Raw genomic sequence first — 16,638 nt, 5'->3', positions numbered from 1 at the left:
GGGGAAAGTAACATGACATATATAGTAAAAACAAACCAGTTAACGAAAGTGTTTAAAGGGAAAGAAGTTATTTCCGGTGTTAACATGCATGTGAAAAAAGGAGAAATTTATGGTTTTTTAGGACCAAACGGTGCTGGTAAAACAACGATTATGAAAATGATTACAAATTTAATAAAACCGACGAGTGGTGATATAGAAATTTTCGGTGAGAAATTAACAGATACATCGTATGAAGTATTAAAAAGAATGGGGACAATTATTGAATACCCAATCTTTTATGATAAATTAACGGCGAAAGAAAACTTAGACCTGCATTGTGAATATATGGGCTACTACGATAAAAATGCAATTGACCATGCTTTACATTTAGTGAAACTACAAGGGGTAGATAATAAAAAAGTAAAAGATTTTTCATTAGGAATGAAACAACGACTCGGTATTGCAAGGGCAATCGTGACAAAGCCAGAATTGCTCATTTTAGATGAACCAATTAACGGTTTAGATCCAATTGGCATTAAAGAGTTACGAGACTTATTTAAAATGCTCTGCAAAGAATACGGTATTACATTATTAGTTTCTAGTCATATTTTAGGTGAGATGGAATTAATGGCCGATACAATTGGTGTGATTCAAAATGGAAAACTAATAAAAGAAGTTTCAATGAAGAGTATTAACGGAAAGCAAACAGAGTACATTGAAATCACTGTTCCTGATGTGAAACGTGCAGCTTATATTTTAGAAGATAAACTTGGTATAAAAAACTACAAAATAATGAGTGGAACCATGATTCGTGTGTATGATACGTCAGTGTCTCAGCAGGCCATTTCAAAAGCACTTATTATGAACGATGTGGAAATTGAAAGTATTAATAAGAAACATAGTTCCTTAGAAGAATATTTCTTAAATGTAATGGATGGAGAAGGTATTCATGCTTAATGGACTGTGGCTGAACCTGGTAAGTGGATTTATCGTAATGCTAATAAGTGGAATTTTATATTATAGAAAACCAGAGCGGAAATGGTTGTTAATTCTACTAGTGATAGGAATGTTAAGCTTCGTTACTGCTGGAATTAGAATGTTAGCAGCATAAAGACAGTTATATAAAGAATGGAGGAGTGGTTTGTATGCTTAGATTAATGAAGCTCGAATGGAAGAAACATAAATTATCTAGTTACTTTAAAGGGGTAGCAATTTGTATAATAGCAATTTTCGCTGCAGTAAGCCTTATGGCGTTGGGAATTAAAGCCGAGGGAGACGTGCTCTTCTTTGACTTCACGCAACAAATGGTTTTAATAAACACTTTTATTAGGATAACATTCATTATTTTTAGTTCGGTCATTTTATCACGGTTAGTAATAGACGAGTATAAGAACAAAACAATGCAACTATCGTTTATGTACCCGCTGCAAAGGAAAATGCTAATGAGGGCGAAATTAACAATTGTTTTTTGTTTTTGTTTTGTGAGCACGATTATCGCTACTTTCATTATTAGTTTGCTCGTTTATTTTGTGAGTCCAATGATGGGACTGATTGAAACACCTGCTACGATAGGCGAAATAATAGCTATCGTTCCAGCTACTATTATAAGTGCATTTATGATATCTGGTATAAGTTTAATTCCTTTATTTTTTGGAATGAGAAAGAAATCGACACCTACAACGATTACTTCCGCAGTAATAATTGGTATGCTGATTAGTGGTAACGTTGGGGCTGGAAACGGTCAAGTAAGTATGTTTGATTTTATAGCTATCCCAATTGTGCTCTGTTTATTAGGGATTTTCATTAGTTATCTATCTTATCGTAAAATCGACAAGGTTGATGTGGCATGAAGTAAGCTTAAAACAACAACGAACTGGGGTATGAATGGTGAAAAAGATAATAGTAATTGCAATTTTACTTATTACAATTGCTAGTGTGGTTTTGGGGGTTAAGGTGTTTCAGGGGAAAGGAGGACTATCATGTTACGTCTTATGAAGCTAGAATTGAAAAAGTTTAAGCTTGGCTGGTACGTAAAAGGGGCAGTTATTGCAAATATTACTATACTGGCATTAATGATCTTTACGAGCATCGTTGCTCAAGTAGAAGGTGATCCGGAAATAAGAGATCCGCAGATGATGTTGTTAACGGCTAGTACATTAGTAAGAGCAACATTTATTGTTTTTGGTAGTGTGTTAATCGCAAGGTTAATAATTGGTGAATATAAAAATAAAACAATAATACTTATGTTTTCTTATCCTATTAATCGGAGAAAAATGATGATTAGTAAGTTGGTCATTACAGCGACATTAACATTTATAACAGTTATTGTATCTAACATTTTAATAGTAGGAGTTTTCTTTGGGATAGATAGCTATTTTTCAATTCTTCCTAATCCATTTACAGTAGATCAATTAGTGCAAGAAGGAATAAATCTTGTTCCTTTAGCCATTGCAACTGCGGGAATAAGTTTAATCCCGCTATATTTCGGAATGCGTAAACGTTCAGTGCCAACTACAATTGTTTCATCTATTATTGTTGTGTCAATCGCAATTAATAACCAGCCAATATTTCCGATAGCGACTTTTCTACCTCTTCAATTCACATTTGCAGCGATCGGTATGGTGATTGCTTATTTTGGGATTAAAAATATTGAGAGTGAAGATGCATTATAAAGTTTCACATGAAACAAGTTACAGAAAAAGACAAGATATGTAAACATCTTGTCTTTTTTGTCGTTACATTTTAGGAGCTTCCATTCCAGCCGCAGCCCATTCTTCTTTTGCGGGACCATATACGCCAGGAACTGTTAAGCCGGCTTGTCGCATTAAAACCGTCATTTGCCCGCGGTGGTGATTTTGATGATTAATGAGTGTCATTAAAAATATAGAATTCGGCATAGGGCGACCAAAGAAGTCATTAATAGTAGCTAAGTCTTTATCAGTCCATTTACTTTGAAGTGTTTCAACAAAAGCTGCGTTTACTTTACGGTATTCATCTGCAATTGTTTTTGCAGAAGTTGGAACAGGATAATCTTTCGTTTCTCCTTCAAACTTTAGCCCTGTGCCAGATAGTATCACAGGAATTGCCGTCACGATATGCCAAGCAACTCTTCCTAAAGTCCAATGTTCAGGTGCAATTTCCTGTGATAAAGATGCATCGGTTAATGAATCAAGCATTTTCTGAGTAGACTCTGCTTCGTATGTCCATGATTGTAAAAAGCCTTCAATTGTTTGGTACATTATTGTTATCCCCCTCTACTTATGTTCATAGATTAAGTTCGAGAAGAAATGACAAGTTCCCTTTATGTTTTAATGATGGTATTTAAAATTTTATATATAAATTTTATGATGCTATTGAGTGTATATAGAATTATATTAATTTAGGGAGATATTATGAAAAGATTGATTTTAGGAATCATAATTTTATTTTTAATGGTAGGATGTAGCAATGAAACCTATAAAAAAGCAATGGATCAAGGGAAATTGGCGTTAGCGAGTAAAGAATATGACACGGCAGTAGCATCATTTGAGCTAGCATTAGAAGAGAAAAAGGATGATAAAGAAGCAAAGGTATTAAAAGACCAAACTACTAAGATGATAAGTTCGATAAAAGAGAAATCGAGTGGAAATATAGAACAAGCAATAGGTTTGTTTCAAGAAGTAGAAAAGATGAAAGATGGTTCCGCAATCCTTCAAAGTCAAGCGAAAGAACAAAAAGATTCGCTCATAGAGCATAAAGAGTTAAAAGGTCAATATATAGGTCAATTGGAAAAGGCAGAGAAGTTAAAGAATGATAAAAAGTATGAAGAGGCTAAAGGGATAGTAAATAAAATTGTTAACGATACTGGCCAAAATCAACAATTTATTTCGGAAAATCAACGGGCCGAAGAGCTGAATAAGCAAATCGATGGCTTACTAACTCAACAAGCAGAAGTTAAGCAAAAAGAGGCTGATATTGGAAAGTTAAAGGGGTCTTGGATGTCATCAGAAAGTACAGACAGGCCAGTTGGGTTGGAAATAGAATCTATTAATAGTGAGAAAACAGGCGGAGAATTTATGGAACATAATATTTTTGGGAAAGGGACTACTATAGGAGACTTTCGAATATTAAGTGTGGACCAAGGGATTATTTCTGTAGAGCTTGTATTTTTAGTGGGGGAAATAAAGCATAAGGCTGATTTGAAAATTGAGGAGAACACATTAACTGTACATCATGAGTTTATGGGGAGTACTAAATCTGTGAAATTAGTGAGATCAGAGTAATTTATCCGGCTATTCGTCGAACAGTAAAACTTCCACCTCAAGATTCGGCTGGAGCAAAGAAGTTAGGTGGGAGATCCACTGCTCATAAAAGTCCGATTGGTGTGGGCTAATAATCAGCGGGGATGAAGAACCCCCCACTAATTAAAGTTTCACTTTATTTAGTATATAAAAAGGAGGCTTCTAAAACGAAGCCTCCTTTTTAATTAACCTTCTTCCCACTCTTCCTCATCAACCATAAGAAATAAGGTGCTCCAAGTACAGCAACGACAAGTCCAGAAGGAATTTCTTTCGGATATGCAATTGTTCGTCCGAGTAAATCAGCAATGGAAAGAAGGATTGCTCCAAATAGTGCGGAGCAAACGAATAATCTTTGATGATTCATACCAACGACGATTCGTGCTAAGTGTGGCGCAACAAGACCTAGAAAGGCAATTGTACCGACAGCTGCGATATTTACAGATGCAAGTAGTGTTGCTAACACAATGAGGGCAAGGCGCGTTTTATTTACTGGTTGCCCGAGTCCCGTTGCTAAATCGTCTCCAAGTACGAGAACATCAAGTTGTTTTATTAAGAAAAAGATAATGAATACAAGAATTAGCGATGGATATAGAATGATATTTTCTAAGTGATTCCATCCTCTTGCATACGTGCTACCTGATAGCCATGTTAAAGCAGCAGCAACGTTCAAATTTGCTCTAACGATAAAGATTTGAATAATCGCTGAACCGAGAGCTGAAATACCAATTCCTATTAAAGCAAGGGCTGTTGGGCTAAATCCTGATTTCCATGAGAAGAAGAGAACAATTCCAACTGCAAGTAGTCCGCCGATAAATGCACCAATTGGTAGGAAGAAACCAGGAAGTGCGGGAAAGACATACATAATAGTTAAAGCACCAACACCAGCTCCCGATGAAATACCAATAATAGAAGGATCGGCGAGTGGGTTTCGTAATATACCTTGGAAAACAAGCCCACTTATTGCAAGGCATGCGCCAGCAATAGCAGCAACGAGCATTCTTGGTAAACGAAGGTTCATCATCATATTTTTATCAAATTGTGTTAATTGTCCTGATATAACATTTGTAATACTTTCGATATAAGCGTTACTACCGATTGTAACACCAAGAGTAATTGTCACAATGCAAAGTGTGATAGAGACAATGATTACCTTTTTATAAGAGTAATAGCGAGAACTAGCTCCAGCTGCATTCGCTCCGTTATCATTCATATATTGTTTCGATTTCATCATTCGATAGACTAAGTAAATAAGCCAAGGTGATCCAATCATTGCCGTGACTGCTCCGACAGGAAGTTCAGCCCCAGTTGGATCTATTAGTCTACCAACGACATCAGCTCCAAGTAATAGTACAGCTCCCCATAAGAAAGAAGAGAGAAGGAGAGTAAAGTGTTGACGGTAGCCAATAAGACGCATTAAATGTGGTGCAACTAAGCCAACAAATCCAATTGGTCCAACAACAGTTACAATTACTGCTGTTAAAAAGATCGCAGCAATGAAGGCGATAAGACGTGTTACTGCTGTTTTTTCACCAAGAGAAACAGCGACATCATCACCAAGTAAGAGAATGTTGAGTTTACGAGACATAAATAGTAAAACTAGGAAAGAAATAATGATAAATGGAAAAGCAAATTGAACGCCATCCCAGTTATTTTGAATAAGAGATCCAGCTCCCCATAAAAATAAACCAGCTGTTTCATTTTCATAGAAAAGCTGCATCGTTCCAGTAAAGGCAGAAAGCATTAATGTAACGACCATACCAGCTAGTGCCATTCTAAGTGGGGTTCCCTTTTTTCCACCAGAAATACGGTATACAAATAAAGCGGTAATAGCACCGCCGATAAATGTGAAAAGAAGTGAATTAATTTGCAGACCTTTTGGTAAAAAAATTGTAGCCGCTACTAGAAAGAAATATGCGCCAGAGTGAATACCCATTGTACTGGATTCAGCAAGTGGATTTTTCGTTAATGTTTGTAAAATGACCCCAGATGCAGCAAGAGCACCTCCAGCTAAAATGGCAATTACGGCCCTAGGTAATCGAAGCATAATTAAAGTTTGATGCTCTAGTGATTGGTTCGGTGAGATAAGAGCATCAATAATCATACTATAGGAAATGTTTGCTTGACCTTGTCCGATATGAATAAAGAAAAGGAGGAGCAAGAGAGCTGCTCCTCCTCCGAATACAAGACTTGCTCGAAGTGTATGTTGTAGGCTATTCATTGTGTAATCACTTCTTCGCTGTCATTACATCTGCTACTTGTGTTGCTAAAGATGTTGCAGACTCAGGACCACCGAAAATCCAAGTGTCGCCTTTTAATTTATACATTTTGTTTTCTTTTTTGAACTTTAATTCTTCCCAAGCAGGGTTGCCTTTTAGTTGAGTGTCAAAAATGTTATCTTCATCCGCTACAATGTAAATGAAGTTTGAATCTTGTACACTTTGTAATGATTCTACAGTTGTTTGTTTGAAACCATCTGGCTCAGATTTTCCTGCTTCAAAAGTATTTGTTAAACCTAATTTTTTTGTAACTTGTAAAGCTAAAGAATTGTCAGTTAAGATACGGAATGTTGGTACGTTTTTAGCAGTAAATGCTTGTGCCATTGCGATGTTTTTATCTTTTAAGTCTGCTTTCTCAATTTTTGCTTTTGCATCAGCGAAGGCTTTATCCATATCAGCTAATACTTTTTTACCTTCTTCTTCTTTTCCAACTGCTTTTGCAATTTGTTTAAATGTTTCTGTCATTTCAGCAAAGTGATCGTTATTGCTTGTTGATGGATCAAACATAACTGTTGGTGCAATTTGCTCTAATTCATTTTTAATTGCTTTACTACGGAATGAAGCTGTGATAATTAAATCTGGTTTTAAACGGCTAATTTCTTCTAAGTTTGGTTGTTGACGTGTCCCTACATCTACAACATCTTTACTTGGTTTTGTTTTTGTATTTACCCATTTATTATAATTCTTAATGTCTGCCATCCCTACTGGCTGAACACCAAGTGCTAATAAGTCTTCTGAATATACCCACTCAAGTACAACTACTTTTTTCGCTGGTTTATCTAACTTTGTTTCCCCTTCAGCGTGTTTAATTGTTATAGCTTGATTTTTATTGTCCGCTTTTGTTTCCTTTTTCTCCTCTTTTTGCTGTCCGCATCCAACAGCGAATAGAAGAACTACTATGAAAATACTGAGAATTTTCTTCATCTTCTGCCCCCAAATTAAGTGTTTTTTGTAACTAGCACCATAAGTGAAAATGGTTATCAATTACAACACCCAAATCATACTATGAGGATAATTTAAGTGTCAATATTTTTTTAAAATTTTGAATAAAAATAACAAGTTATACGGATTTTTATATATTATAGTTGCTATTTATGAAGAAACAGCCTCTTTACTAAAAAGATTGGCGAATGTGGAAAGTTTAAATGGGAACTTGTCTGTGTACGAAAGCGTAATGTGTATGGTTAATAATCTGTGGAGATGGGGCGAAAGTACAAGCAAAAGGAGAGTGAATCGCATGTAATAATTACTAGAATGTATGGAGGAAATCTGTGTTTTATCCCCCACTAGGCTAAGTATTTCTTTGTTATTTAGATAGGTGTTTTTTGATTCGGTGATTGCGCTAAAAAGATCGAATGTAAAGGAAGTGATCAACATGTCTTCATGGAGCAATAACATAAATGGATATTGTGGGTGTAATAATCAAAATGGTGTACATGTTGATTCATGCTGTTTTAGTTGCGATGGGACAGTTCCTAAGGTTGGTCCAACCGGTCCGACGGGAGCGACAGGAATAACAGGAGCAACAGGCTCAACGGGAGCGACAGGAGTAACAGGCGACACAGGGGCAACGGGAGCGACAGGAGTAACAGGAGCGACGGGAGTAACAGGCGATACAGGTCCAACGGGAGCGACAGGAATAACAGGGGCAACGGGAGCGACAGGAATAACAGGGGCAACGGGAGCGACAGGAATAACAGGAGCAACAGGCCCAACGGGAGTGACAGGAATAACAGGGGCAACGGGTCCAACAGGAGCAACAGGTGGCACAGGCCCAACGGGGGCGACAGGAGTAACAGGCGACACAGGGGCAACGGGAGCGACAGGCCCAACAGGAGCAACAGGCACAAGTATAACGGCAACATACGCATTTGCAAATAATACGTCGGGAACAGCAATATCGGTACTACTAGGTGGAACAAATGTCCCGCTTCCAAACAATCAGAATATCGGTCCAGGTATTACAGTGTCTGGGGGGAACACAGTATTTACGGTTGCAAATGCAGGGAACTATTATATTTCATATACAATTAATATAACCGCTTCATTATTAGTTAGTTCACGAATTACAATTAATGGGGCACCGCTTGCTGGGACTATTAATTCTCCTGCATTAGCAACGACATCATTTAGTGCGACAATTATTACGACCCTTGCGGCGGGGAGTGCAATTAGTTTGCAATTATTTGGTTTGTTAGCTGTTGCGACATTATCAACAACTACCCCAGGAGCGGTATTAACGATTATAAGATTAAGTTAATGACAAACTCTCTTACTCTTTTAAGATTAGGAGAGTTTCTACATATAATAAGAAGTTAATGAAGTAAAGCATAGTTATAAAAAGTCAGAATATTATGATTGTAACGCTATGGTGACTATAATATAATGAAAATAACCATCATGAATGAACATTCATTTATCCCGCATTAACGGGCAGTAAGATCCCGCCTCAAAATTCAGCGAAAGTAAAGAAGTTAGCTGGGTGATTAACTGCCCGTAAAATCCCGATTGGTGTGGGCTAATAATCAGTGGGGCTGAAAAATCCCCACTGATTAAAGTTTCACTTTATTTTTTATGTATTTGAAGGGGGAATGAAGGTGGAAAAAACATGGTTGAAAAGTTATCCAGAGGAAATTCCTAGTACGATTTCTTATGATATTCAGCCACTTCATGGATATGTAGAACAGATGGCTTCTCGCTACCCAGAAAAGAAAGCGCTTCACTTTTTAGGGAAGGATATTACGTTTTCGGACTTCCATGATAAGGTGAAGAGGTTTGCAAATTATCTTCAAAAGCTCGGTGTGGAAAAGGGTGATCGAGTTGCTATTATGTTGCCGAATTGTCCGCAAGCTGTAATTGGTTATTACGGTACATTACTTGCGGGAGGTATCGTAGTACAAACCAATCCACTGTATACAGAAAGGGAATTAGAATATCAGCTTCATGACTCGGGAGCAAAAGTAATTCTTTGTCTCGATTTAGTGTTTCCAAGAGTAACGAATGTTCAATCTGCTACAAAAATTGAGCATATTATCGTAACTCGTATTGCAGACTTTTTACCATTCCCTAAAAATCTATTGTATCCATTTGTGCAGAAAAAACAGTCGAATTTAGTTGTGAAAGTATCAGAGAGTGAAACGATTCATCTTTGGAATTCAGTAGAAAAAGAAGTGAATACGAATGTTGAGGTGCCTTGTGATCCTGAAAATGATCTAGCTCTTTTACAGTACACAGGAGGAACAACCGGATTTCCAAAAGGAGTTATGTTAACGCATAAAAACCTCGTTTCTAACACTTTGATGGGAGTGCATTGGCTATATAATTGTAACGAAGGTGAAGAAGTCGTCCTTGGGGTTCTTCCATTTTTCCATGTGTATGGTATGACAGCTGTTATGAATTTAAGTATTATGCAAGGATACAAAATGGTCCTTATTCCAAAGTTTGATATGAAAATGGTTTTTGAAGCGATTAAGAAGCATAAAGTGACATTGTTTCCAGGGGCTCCAACTATTTATATCGCTCTTTTAAATAGCCCGCTTTTAAAAGAATACGATATTTCTTCTATTCGTGCTTGTATTAGTGGATCAGCACCACTGCCAGTAGAAGTACAGGAAAAGTTCGAAAAAGTTACAGGTGGTAAACTAGTAGAGGGATATGGTTTAACAGAATCATCTCCGGTTACACATAGTAATTTTTTATGGGAAAAGCGAGTGCCGGGTAGCATTGGAGTTCCGTGGCCAGATACAGAGGCAATCATTATGTCACTTGAAACTGGTGAGGCATTACCACCAGGAGAAATAGGGGAAATTGTAGTGAAAGGTCCTCAAATTATGAAAGGATACTGGAATAAGCCAGAGGAAACAGCGGCTGTATTGCAAGATGGCTGGCTCCATACAGGTGACGTTGGATACATGGATGAAGATGGATTCTTCTATGTAAAAGATCGCAAGAAAGATATGATTGTCGCGAGTGGATTTAATGTGTATCCTCGTGAAGTTGAAGAAGTATTATATGAGCATGAAAAAGTGCAAGAAGTAGTGACAATTGGAGTTCCAGATCCGTACAGAGGAGAGACAGTTAAAGCATTTGTTGTGTTAAAAGAAGGTACGGAGTGCTCTGAGGAAGAATTAAATCAGTTTGCACGTAAATATTTAGCGGCTTATAAAGTGCCGAAAGTATATGAGTTTAGAGATGAATTGCCGAAAACGACAGTAGGGAAAATTTTACGCCGTGTTTTAATGGATGAAGAGAAGAGAAAGAATGAGGATGAGCAAACGGGCTAAGGCCCTTTCTTTTTGAAAAAATAGGATTGACACTTTTCTAAATAGTCAGTATTATAAGAATATGAATGACTATTCATTCAGTCATCTTCTTGAAGGGGACAGTAAAGTGAAGAAAAATAGACCGAAATACAATCAAATTATTGATGCGGCAGTCATTGTGATTGCGGAGAATGGGTACCACCAAGCGCAAGTTTCTAAAATCGCAAAGCAAGCTGGGGTAGCTGATGGCACGATTTATTTATATTTTAAAAATAAAGAAGATATATTAATATCCTTATTCCAAGAGAAGATGGGAGATTTTGTCGAAACAATTCGTCAAAAAACAGCAGGAATTGAAAGCGCTGTATCGAAGTTATTCATGTTGGTAGAAACGCACTTCTTGCTGTTGTCACAAAATGATCCCCTTGCTATCGTTACGCAATTAGAGCTCAGGCAGTCCAATCAAGACTTGCGCCTTAAAATAAATGAAGTATTAAAAGGCTACTTACAAGTTATGGATGAGATTTTAGAGACTGGTATAAAACAAGGTGAATTTCAAGCAGATTTAAATGTTCGCGTGGCAAGACAAATGATCTTTGGAACAGTAGATGAAGTTGTGACCAATTGGGTAATGAGCGATCATAAGTATGATCTGGTCGCACTTTCAAAAACGGTACATGGGCTACTCATTGCAGCTTGTGGTTATCGTCAATAATGGGAGGGATCATGTTGAAATTCCTATCTGTAAGAGTTGAAGATCATATCGCGGTGGCGACGTTAAATCATGCACCAGCAAATGCGATGTCTTCACAAGTTATGCATGACGTTACTGAATTAATTGATCAAGTGGAAAAGGATGATAACATTCGTGTTGTTGTTATTCACGGTGAAGGACGTTTCTTCTCAGCAGGAGCAGATATTAAAGAATTTACATCTGTTACTGAAGCGAAGCAAGCAACAGAATTAGCACAGCTTGGACAAGTTACGTTTGAGCGTGTTGAAAAATGTTCAAAACCAGTTATTGCGGCAATTCATGGAGCGGCACTGGGCGGCGGCCTTGAGTTTGCTATGTCTTGCCACATGCGCTTTGCAACTGAAAGTGCAAAACTTGGTTTACCTGAATTAACACTTGGATTAATTCCTGGCTTTGCAGGTACACAGCGCTTACCACGTTATGTTGGGAAAGCAAAAGCTTGTGAAATGATGTTAACAAGTACACCAATTACTGGTGCAGAAGCATTGAAATGGGGACTTGTTAACGGATTGTTCTCTGAAGAATCACTTTTAGATGATACGCTTAAAGTCGCAAAACAAATTGCTGGAAAAAGTCCAGCAACAACTCGTGCTGTACTAGAGTTATTGCAAACGACCAAATCGTCTCATTACTATGAAGGTGTACAACGTGAATCACAAATTTTTGGTGAAGTATTTACGAGTGAAGATGGAAGAGAAGGTGTAGCTGCATTTTTAGAAAAGCGTAAACCTTCATTTAGTGGCAGGTAGTTCAATTATTTTTTTAATATAAATTAACAGAAAATTAAAATTGATAGAATCTTTCTGAAAAACAAGGGGGTAAATGGAATGAACATCTACGTACTCATGAAACGAACATTTGATACAGAAGAAAAAATCGTAATTAAAAACGGTGCAATTTACGATGGCGAAGCGGAATTCATCATCAACCCTTACGATGAATATGCAATTGAAGAAGCAATTCAAGTAAGAGACGCACAAGGTGGAGAAGTTACAGTTGTAACAGTCGGTGGCGAAGATAGTGAGAAAGAACTTCGTACTGCATTAGCGATGGGCTGTGATAAAGCGGTATTAATTAATATTGAAGATGATGTAGAAAATGGTGACCAGTTCACGACAGCAAAAGTGCTTGCTGAATATTTAAAAGATAAAGATGCAGATCTAATTTTAGGTGGAAACGTTGCAATTGATGGTGCATCTGGACAAGTAGGTCCACGCGTAGCTGAAGCGTTAAATATTCCGTATGTAACGACAATTACAAAACTTGAAATTGACGGTACAAATGTGAAGATTGAGCGTGATGTTGAAGGTGATACAGAAGTGATTGCAACTTCATTACCAGTGTTAGTAACAGCACAGCAAGGTTTAAATGAACCTCGTTATCCATCGCTTCCAGGTATTATGAAAGCGAAGAAAAAGCCACTAGAAGAATTAGAATTAGATGATTTAGATTTAGAAGAAGATGATGTGGAAGCAAAGACAAAAACAATTGAAATCTATTTGCCTCCTAAGAAAGATGCAGGAAAAGTGTTACAAGGCGAGCTGCAAGATCAAGTAAAAGAACTTGTATCGTTGCTCCATACAGAAGCGAAAGTAATCTAATAAAATACGAAATTATATATGCAGGAGGGAAAATCTATGGCTCGTAAAGTATTAGTAATGGGTGAAGTTCGTGATGGATCGCTACGTAACGTTTCGTTTGAAGCGGTAGCAGCAGCAAAAACAATTGCAGAAGGCGGTGAAGTAGTAGGTCTTCTAGTTGGAGACAGCGTTGCCTCTTTTGCAAATGAATTGATTCATTACGGTGCAGATCGCGTTGTGACAGTTGAAAATGATAAATTAAAATCATATACATCTGATGGTTATGCACAAGCGTTTTTAGCTGTACATGCTGAAGAAAATCCAGAAGGTATTGTCTTTGGACATACAGCACTTGGTAAAGATTTATCACCAAAATTAGCAGCGAAGCTTGAAGCTGGTTTAGTTTCTGACGTAACTGCTTTAGAGGTTGAAGGTGGAAATGTTATCTTCACTCGTCCGATTTACTCTGGTAAAGCATTCGAGAAGAAGATTGTAACAGACGGCATCTTATTTGCGACAGTGCGTCCAAATAACATTGCAACTCTGGAAAAAGATGAGTCTCGCAGCGGTGACGTATCTTCTATTACAGTTGATGTGAAAGATTTACGTACAATCATTCAGGATGTTGTCCGTAAAACAGCAGAAGGTGTTGATCTTTCTGAAGCGAAAGTTATTATCGCTGGCGGACGCGGTGTGAAGAGTGAAGAAGGATTTAAACCATTAAAAGAGTTAGCTGACGTACTAGGCGGCGCTGTTGGGGCATCTCGTGGTGCTTGTGACGCTGAATACTGTGAGTACTCATTACAAATTGGTCAAACTGGTAAAGTTGTTACGCCAGACTTATACATTGCATGTGGTATTTCTGGTGCGATTCAGCATTTAGCAGGTATGTCTAACTCAAAAATAATCGTTGCGATTAATAAAGATCCAGAAGCAAGTATCTTCAAAGTAGCTGACTACGGTATTGTCGGTGACTTGTTCGAAGTTGTACCTCTTTTAACAGAAGAGTTTAAAAAGTTAAAAGTACATTCATGATTTAAGTACCCTTGAGTTCCAAGTGAAGTACCCCTATATATAGAAAAAGGTGAGAGATCCCCTGTCTCTCATCTTTTTAGTATTTAATCCGTATTTTTATATAGTATAAAGGAACATTTTTTTGTTACAATACATAACGATACATATTATTCGCCACGTATATAAGTTAATGATATACTCTTGGTAGAATATACTTGAAGGAGGAAATAAAATGGCAATTGTAAACGCAAATGACCAAAGCTTCGCAGCTGAAACTAGCGAAGGTGTTGTATTATTAGATTTCTGGGCACCTTGGTGTGGACCTTGTAAAATGATCGCTCCTGTATTAGAGGAAATCGATGCAGAATTAGGCGAAAAAGTAAAAGTAGTAAAAGTAGATGTTGATGAAAACCAAGAAACTGCTCGTCAATTCGAAGTAATGAGTATTCCAGCTCTTTTCGTATTAAAAGACGGTAAAGTAGTTGATCAAGCGTTAGGTTACAAACCGAAAGAAGCGTTAGTAGAATTAGTTTCTAAACACTTCTAAAATAAAAAAAGCTACCAAATGGTAGCTTTTTTTATTTTCTTTTTTAGATCCTTTCCGTTACAATAAAGGAACGTATGTTGGGTGTTTTGGCATAGTATGTTTTCAAGTGAAAATAAAAATGCTAAGCATGTAGAAATGGAGGGAGACGAGTGCACGAACATTTGAAAGAAAAGTTGGCTATTTTACCAGATCAACCTGGTTGTTATTTAATGAAAGATAAGCAAGGAACGGTTATATATGTCGGAAAGGCAAAAGTGCTTAAAAATCGTGTGCGCTCGTACTTTACTGGTTCACATGATGGGAAAACACTGCGGCTTGTAGGAGAAATTGTTGATTTTGAATATATTGTAACCTCTTCGAATTTAGAAGCACTTATTTTAGAGTTAAATCTAATTAAAAAATATGATCCGAAATATAATATTCAATTAAAAGATGATAAAACATATCCTTTTATTAAAATTACAGCGGAGAAACAACCGCGCTTACTCATTACTCGAAATGTAAAAAAGGATAAAGGAAAGTATTTTGGTCCTTATCCAAATGCACAATCTGCTCATGAAACGAAAAAACTGCTAGATCGTATGTATCCACTTCGGAAATGCACGAATATGCCAGATAAAGTTTGTTTGTATTATCATATGGGTCAATGTCTAGCGCCTTGTGTGAAAGAAGTGACGGAAGAACAAAATAAAGAAATTGTAGATGAAATTATTAAGTTTTTAAATGGTGGGCATAAAGAAGTTCGTTCAGAATTAGAAATAAAAATGTATGAGGCCTCAGAGAAACTAGAGTTTGAACGTGCAAAAGAGTTGCGTGATCAAATTGCTCATATTGATGCGATTATGGAAAAACAAAAGATGATTATGAGTGACTTAGTGGATCGCGATGTGTTTGGATATGCAGTGGATAAAGGATGGATGTGTGTTCAAGTTTTCTTCGTTCGAAAAGGCAAGCTAATTGAACGTGATGTTTCTATGTTTCCGATTTACGATGAACCAGAAGAGGGCTTTTTAACGTTTATCGGCCAATTTTATGAAAACAGTAGTCATTTTAAGCCGAAGGAAATTGTCGTTCCAGGAAGTATAGACTCGGAATTAGTAGAGCGCTTTTTAGAAGTGGAAGCGACACAGCCGAAACGTGGTAAGAAAAAAGACCTTGTAGAATTAGCAAATAAAAACGCAAAAATTGCTCTTGAAGAGAAGTTTTACTTAATCGAACGTGATGAAGAACGAACGATTAAAGCGGTAGATCATTTAGGGAAGCAGCTTGGAATTGAAACACCGTATCGTATTGAAGCGTTTGATAACTCAAATATTCAAGGAACAAATCCCGTTTCTGCAATGATTGCTTTTATCGATGGGAAACCAGCGAAGAAAGAATATAGGAAATATAAAATTAAAACGGTTCAAGGGCCAGATGATTATGAGTCTATGAGGGAAGTTGTGAGACGCCGTTATACAAGGGCGCTTAAAGAAAATTTACCTTTACCGGATTTGATTATTATTGATGGCGGAAAAGGCCACTTGGCGGCTGCAAGTGATATTTTAGAGAATGAGCTCGGATTATATATTCCGATGGCAGGTCTTGTAAAAGATGACAAACATAAAACCTCCCATTTAATTATTGGAGATCCCCCGGAACCTGTGGTGCTTGAGAGAAATAGCCAAGAATTTTATTTATTGCAGCGTATTCAAGACGAGGTGCATCGATTTGCGATTACATTCCATCGTCAATTACACGGGAAATCTGTCATTCAATCAGCATTGGATGACATTCCAGGAATCGGTGATAAACGGAAAAAGGTATTGTTAAAACATTTTGGTTCATTAAAGAAGATGAAAGAAGCTTCTGTAGCAGAATTTGTCGAAGCAGGTATGCCAAAAAATGTTGCAGAGACGATTTATACGTATTTAACAGATAAGAAGACGTTGTAGTTTACAATGTCT

At 37.2% G+C, this 16,638-nt stretch carries 16 protein-coding genes; 13 read left to right on the top strand and 3 right to left on the bottom strand.

Features of this window, described 5'->3' with window-relative positions; genetic code table 11:
* Positions 1-12: 12 nt before the first annotated feature.
* The 4 genes from DN403_RS13440 (at position 13) to DN403_RS13430 (ending at position 2,651) form a co-directional block, all read left to right on the top strand.
* Positions 13-936: an ABC transporter ATP-binding protein gene (locus DN403_RS13440; protein WP_000221121.1), complete on the top strand. Its 924-nt coding sequence runs from the start codon at positions 13-15 to the stop codon at positions 934-936.
* The gene (locus DN403_RS31130; protein ID WP_000931814.1) at positions 929-1,090 is read left to right on the top strand and encodes a hypothetical protein; all 162 of its coding nucleotides are present in this window, start codon (positions 929-931) and stop codon (positions 1,088-1,090) included. The genes DN403_RS13440 and DN403_RS31130 overlap by 8 nt, the downstream gene beginning before the upstream one ends.
* A gap of 34 nt (positions 1,091-1,124) precedes the next feature.
* Positions 1,125-1,829 (top strand): ABC transporter permease, encoded by a 705-nt coding sequence (locus DN403_RS13435; RefSeq protein WP_000945208.1) that lies wholly within the window; start codon positions 1,125-1,127, stop codon positions 1,827-1,829.
* A gap of 129 nt (positions 1,830-1,958) precedes the next feature.
* Positions 1,959-2,651, top strand: coding sequence for an ABC transporter permease (locus DN403_RS13430; protein ID WP_000945187.1), 693 nt, complete (start codon positions 1,959-1,961; stop codon positions 2,649-2,651).
* A gap of 63 nt (positions 2,652-2,714) precedes the next feature.
* Here the strand turns inward: DN403_RS13430 and DN403_RS13425 are convergent, their stop codons facing one another.
* Positions 2,715-3,218, bottom strand: a complete 504-nt coding sequence (locus tag DN403_RS13425; RefSeq protein WP_000284975.1) for a DinB family protein — start codon at positions 3,216-3,218, stop codon at positions 2,715-2,717.
* 153 nt (positions 3,219-3,371) lie between these two features.
* On the opposite strand from DN403_RS13425, the gene DN403_RS13420 reads away from it, so the two are divergent.
* On the top strand, positions 3,372-4,241 hold the full coding sequence (locus DN403_RS13420; protein ID WP_017763634.1) for a tetratricopeptide repeat protein: 870 nt from the start codon (positions 3,372-3,374) through the stop codon (positions 4,239-4,241).
* 199 nt (positions 4,242-4,440) lie between these two features.
* Here the strand turns inward: DN403_RS13420 and fhuB are convergent, their stop codons facing one another.
* Both fhuB and DN403_RS13410 read right to left on the bottom strand, forming a co-directional pair.
* Positions 4,441-6,477, bottom strand: a complete 2,037-nt coding sequence (fhuB, locus tag DN403_RS13415) for a Fe(3+)-hydroxamate ABC transporter permease FhuB (RefSeq protein WP_017763633.1) — start codon at positions 6,475-6,477, stop codon at positions 4,441-4,443.
* A 7-nt stretch (positions 6,478-6,484) separates the two neighbouring features.
* Positions 6,485-7,459 (bottom strand): ABC transporter substrate-binding protein, encoded by a 975-nt coding sequence (locus DN403_RS13410; RefSeq protein ID WP_000722824.1) that lies wholly within the window; start codon positions 7,457-7,459, stop codon positions 6,485-6,487.
* A gap of 451 nt (positions 7,460-7,910) precedes the next feature.
* Here DN403_RS13410 and DN403_RS13405 point away from each other — a divergent pair, with 451 nt between their 5' ends.
* From DN403_RS13405 to uvrC, 8 genes are all read left to right on the top strand, one after another.
* Positions 7,911-8,795: a BclA C-terminal domain-containing protein gene (locus tag DN403_RS13405; RefSeq protein ID WP_142287879.1), complete on the top strand. Its 885-nt coding sequence runs from the start codon at positions 7,911-7,913 to the stop codon at positions 8,793-8,795.
* A 337-nt stretch (positions 8,796-9,132) separates the two neighbouring features.
* The gene (locus tag DN403_RS13400) at positions 9,133-10,818 is read left to right on the top strand and encodes a long-chain-fatty-acid--CoA ligase (RefSeq protein ID WP_000416317.1); all 1,686 of its coding nucleotides are present in this window, start codon (positions 9,133-9,135) and stop codon (positions 10,816-10,818) included.
* Between the two features lie 106 nt (positions 10,819-10,924).
* The gene (locus tag DN403_RS13395) at positions 10,925-11,512 is read left to right on the top strand and encodes a TetR/AcrR family transcriptional regulator (protein ID WP_000742213.1); all 588 of its coding nucleotides are present in this window, start codon (positions 10,925-10,927) and stop codon (positions 11,510-11,512) included.
* Between the two features lie 11 nt (positions 11,513-11,523).
* On the top strand, positions 11,524-12,300 hold the full coding sequence (locus DN403_RS13390) for an enoyl-CoA hydratase (protein ID WP_000911292.1): 777 nt from the start codon (positions 11,524-11,526) through the stop codon (positions 12,298-12,300).
* 78 nt (positions 12,301-12,378) lie between these two features.
* Complete coding sequence (etfB, locus tag DN403_RS13385; protein WP_001029028.1) at positions 12,379-13,152, top strand: electron transfer flavoprotein subunit beta; 774 nt, start codon at positions 12,379-12,381, stop codon at positions 13,150-13,152.
* A gap of 36 nt (positions 13,153-13,188) precedes the next feature.
* Positions 13,189-14,166, top strand: a complete 978-nt coding sequence (gene etfA, locus DN403_RS13380) for an electron transfer flavoprotein subunit alpha (RefSeq protein WP_000101957.1) — start codon at positions 13,189-13,191, stop codon at positions 14,164-14,166.
* A 211-nt stretch (positions 14,167-14,377) separates the two neighbouring features.
* On the top strand, positions 14,378-14,692 hold the full coding sequence (trxA, locus tag DN403_RS13375) for a thioredoxin (RefSeq protein ID WP_001018943.1): 315 nt from the start codon (positions 14,378-14,380) through the stop codon (positions 14,690-14,692).
* 149 nt (positions 14,693-14,841) lie between these two features.
* The gene (gene uvrC / locus DN403_RS13370) at positions 14,842-16,626 is read left to right on the top strand and encodes an excinuclease ABC subunit C (RefSeq protein WP_000544294.1); all 1,785 of its coding nucleotides are present in this window, start codon (positions 14,842-14,844) and stop codon (positions 16,624-16,626) included.
* The last annotated feature ends 12 nt before the right edge of the window (positions 16,627-16,638 follow it).

The sequence above is a fragment of the Bacillus sp. AY2-1 genome, from assembly GCF_008368965.1.
GTDB classification, from domain to species: domain Bacteria; phylum Bacillota; class Bacilli; order Bacillales; family Bacillaceae_G; genus Bacillus_A; species Bacillus_A thuringiensis_S.
This window is presented reverse-complemented; position numbering and strand designations above follow the sequence as displayed.

Excerpts from the sequence above, each read along its gene's own strand:
- DN403_RS13435 (WP_000945208.1), top strand. The coding sequence starts at position 1,125 with ATGCTTAGATTAATGAAGCTCGAATGGAAGAAACATAAATTATCTAGT.
- DN403_RS13420 (WP_017763634.1), top strand. The coding sequence starts at position 3,372 with ATGAAAAGATTGATTTTAGGAATCATAATTTTATTTTTAATGGTAGGA.
- DN403_RS13425 (WP_000284975.1), bottom strand. The coding sequence starts at position 3,218 with ATGTACCAAACAATTGAAGGCTTTTTACAATCATGGACATACGAAGCA.
- DN403_RS13410 (WP_000722824.1), bottom strand. The coding sequence starts at position 7,459 with ATGAAGAAAATTCTCAGTATTTTCATAGTAGTTCTTCTATTCGCTGTT.
- DN403_RS13390 (WP_000911292.1), top strand. The coding sequence starts at position 11,524 with ATGTTGAAATTCCTATCTGTAAGAGTTGAAGATCATATCGCGGTGGCG.
- DN403_RS13405 (WP_142287879.1), top strand. The coding sequence starts at position 7,911 with ATGTCTTCATGGAGCAATAACATAAATGGATATTGTGGGTGTAATAAT.
- DN403_RS31130 (WP_000931814.1), top strand. The coding sequence starts at position 929 with ATGCTTAATGGACTGTGGCTGAACCTGGTAAGTGGATTTATCGTAATG.
- etfA (WP_000101957.1), top strand. The coding sequence starts at position 13,189 with ATGGCTCGTAAAGTATTAGTAATGGGTGAAGTTCGTGATGGATCGCTA.
- DN403_RS13440 (WP_000221121.1), top strand. The coding sequence starts at position 13 with ATGACATATATAGTAAAAACAAACCAGTTAACGAAAGTGTTTAAAGGG.
- etfB (WP_001029028.1), top strand. The coding sequence starts at position 12,379 with ATGAACATCTACGTACTCATGAAACGAACATTTGATACAGAAGAAAAA.
- DN403_RS13430 (WP_000945187.1), top strand. The coding sequence starts at position 1,959 with ATGTTACGTCTTATGAAGCTAGAATTGAAAAAGTTTAAGCTTGGCTGG.
- fhuB (WP_017763633.1), bottom strand. The coding sequence starts at position 6,477 with ATGAATAGCCTACAACATACACTTCGAGCAAGTCTTGTATTCGGAGGA.
- trxA (WP_001018943.1), top strand. The coding sequence starts at position 14,378 with ATGGCAATTGTAAACGCAAATGACCAAAGCTTCGCAGCTGAAACTAGC.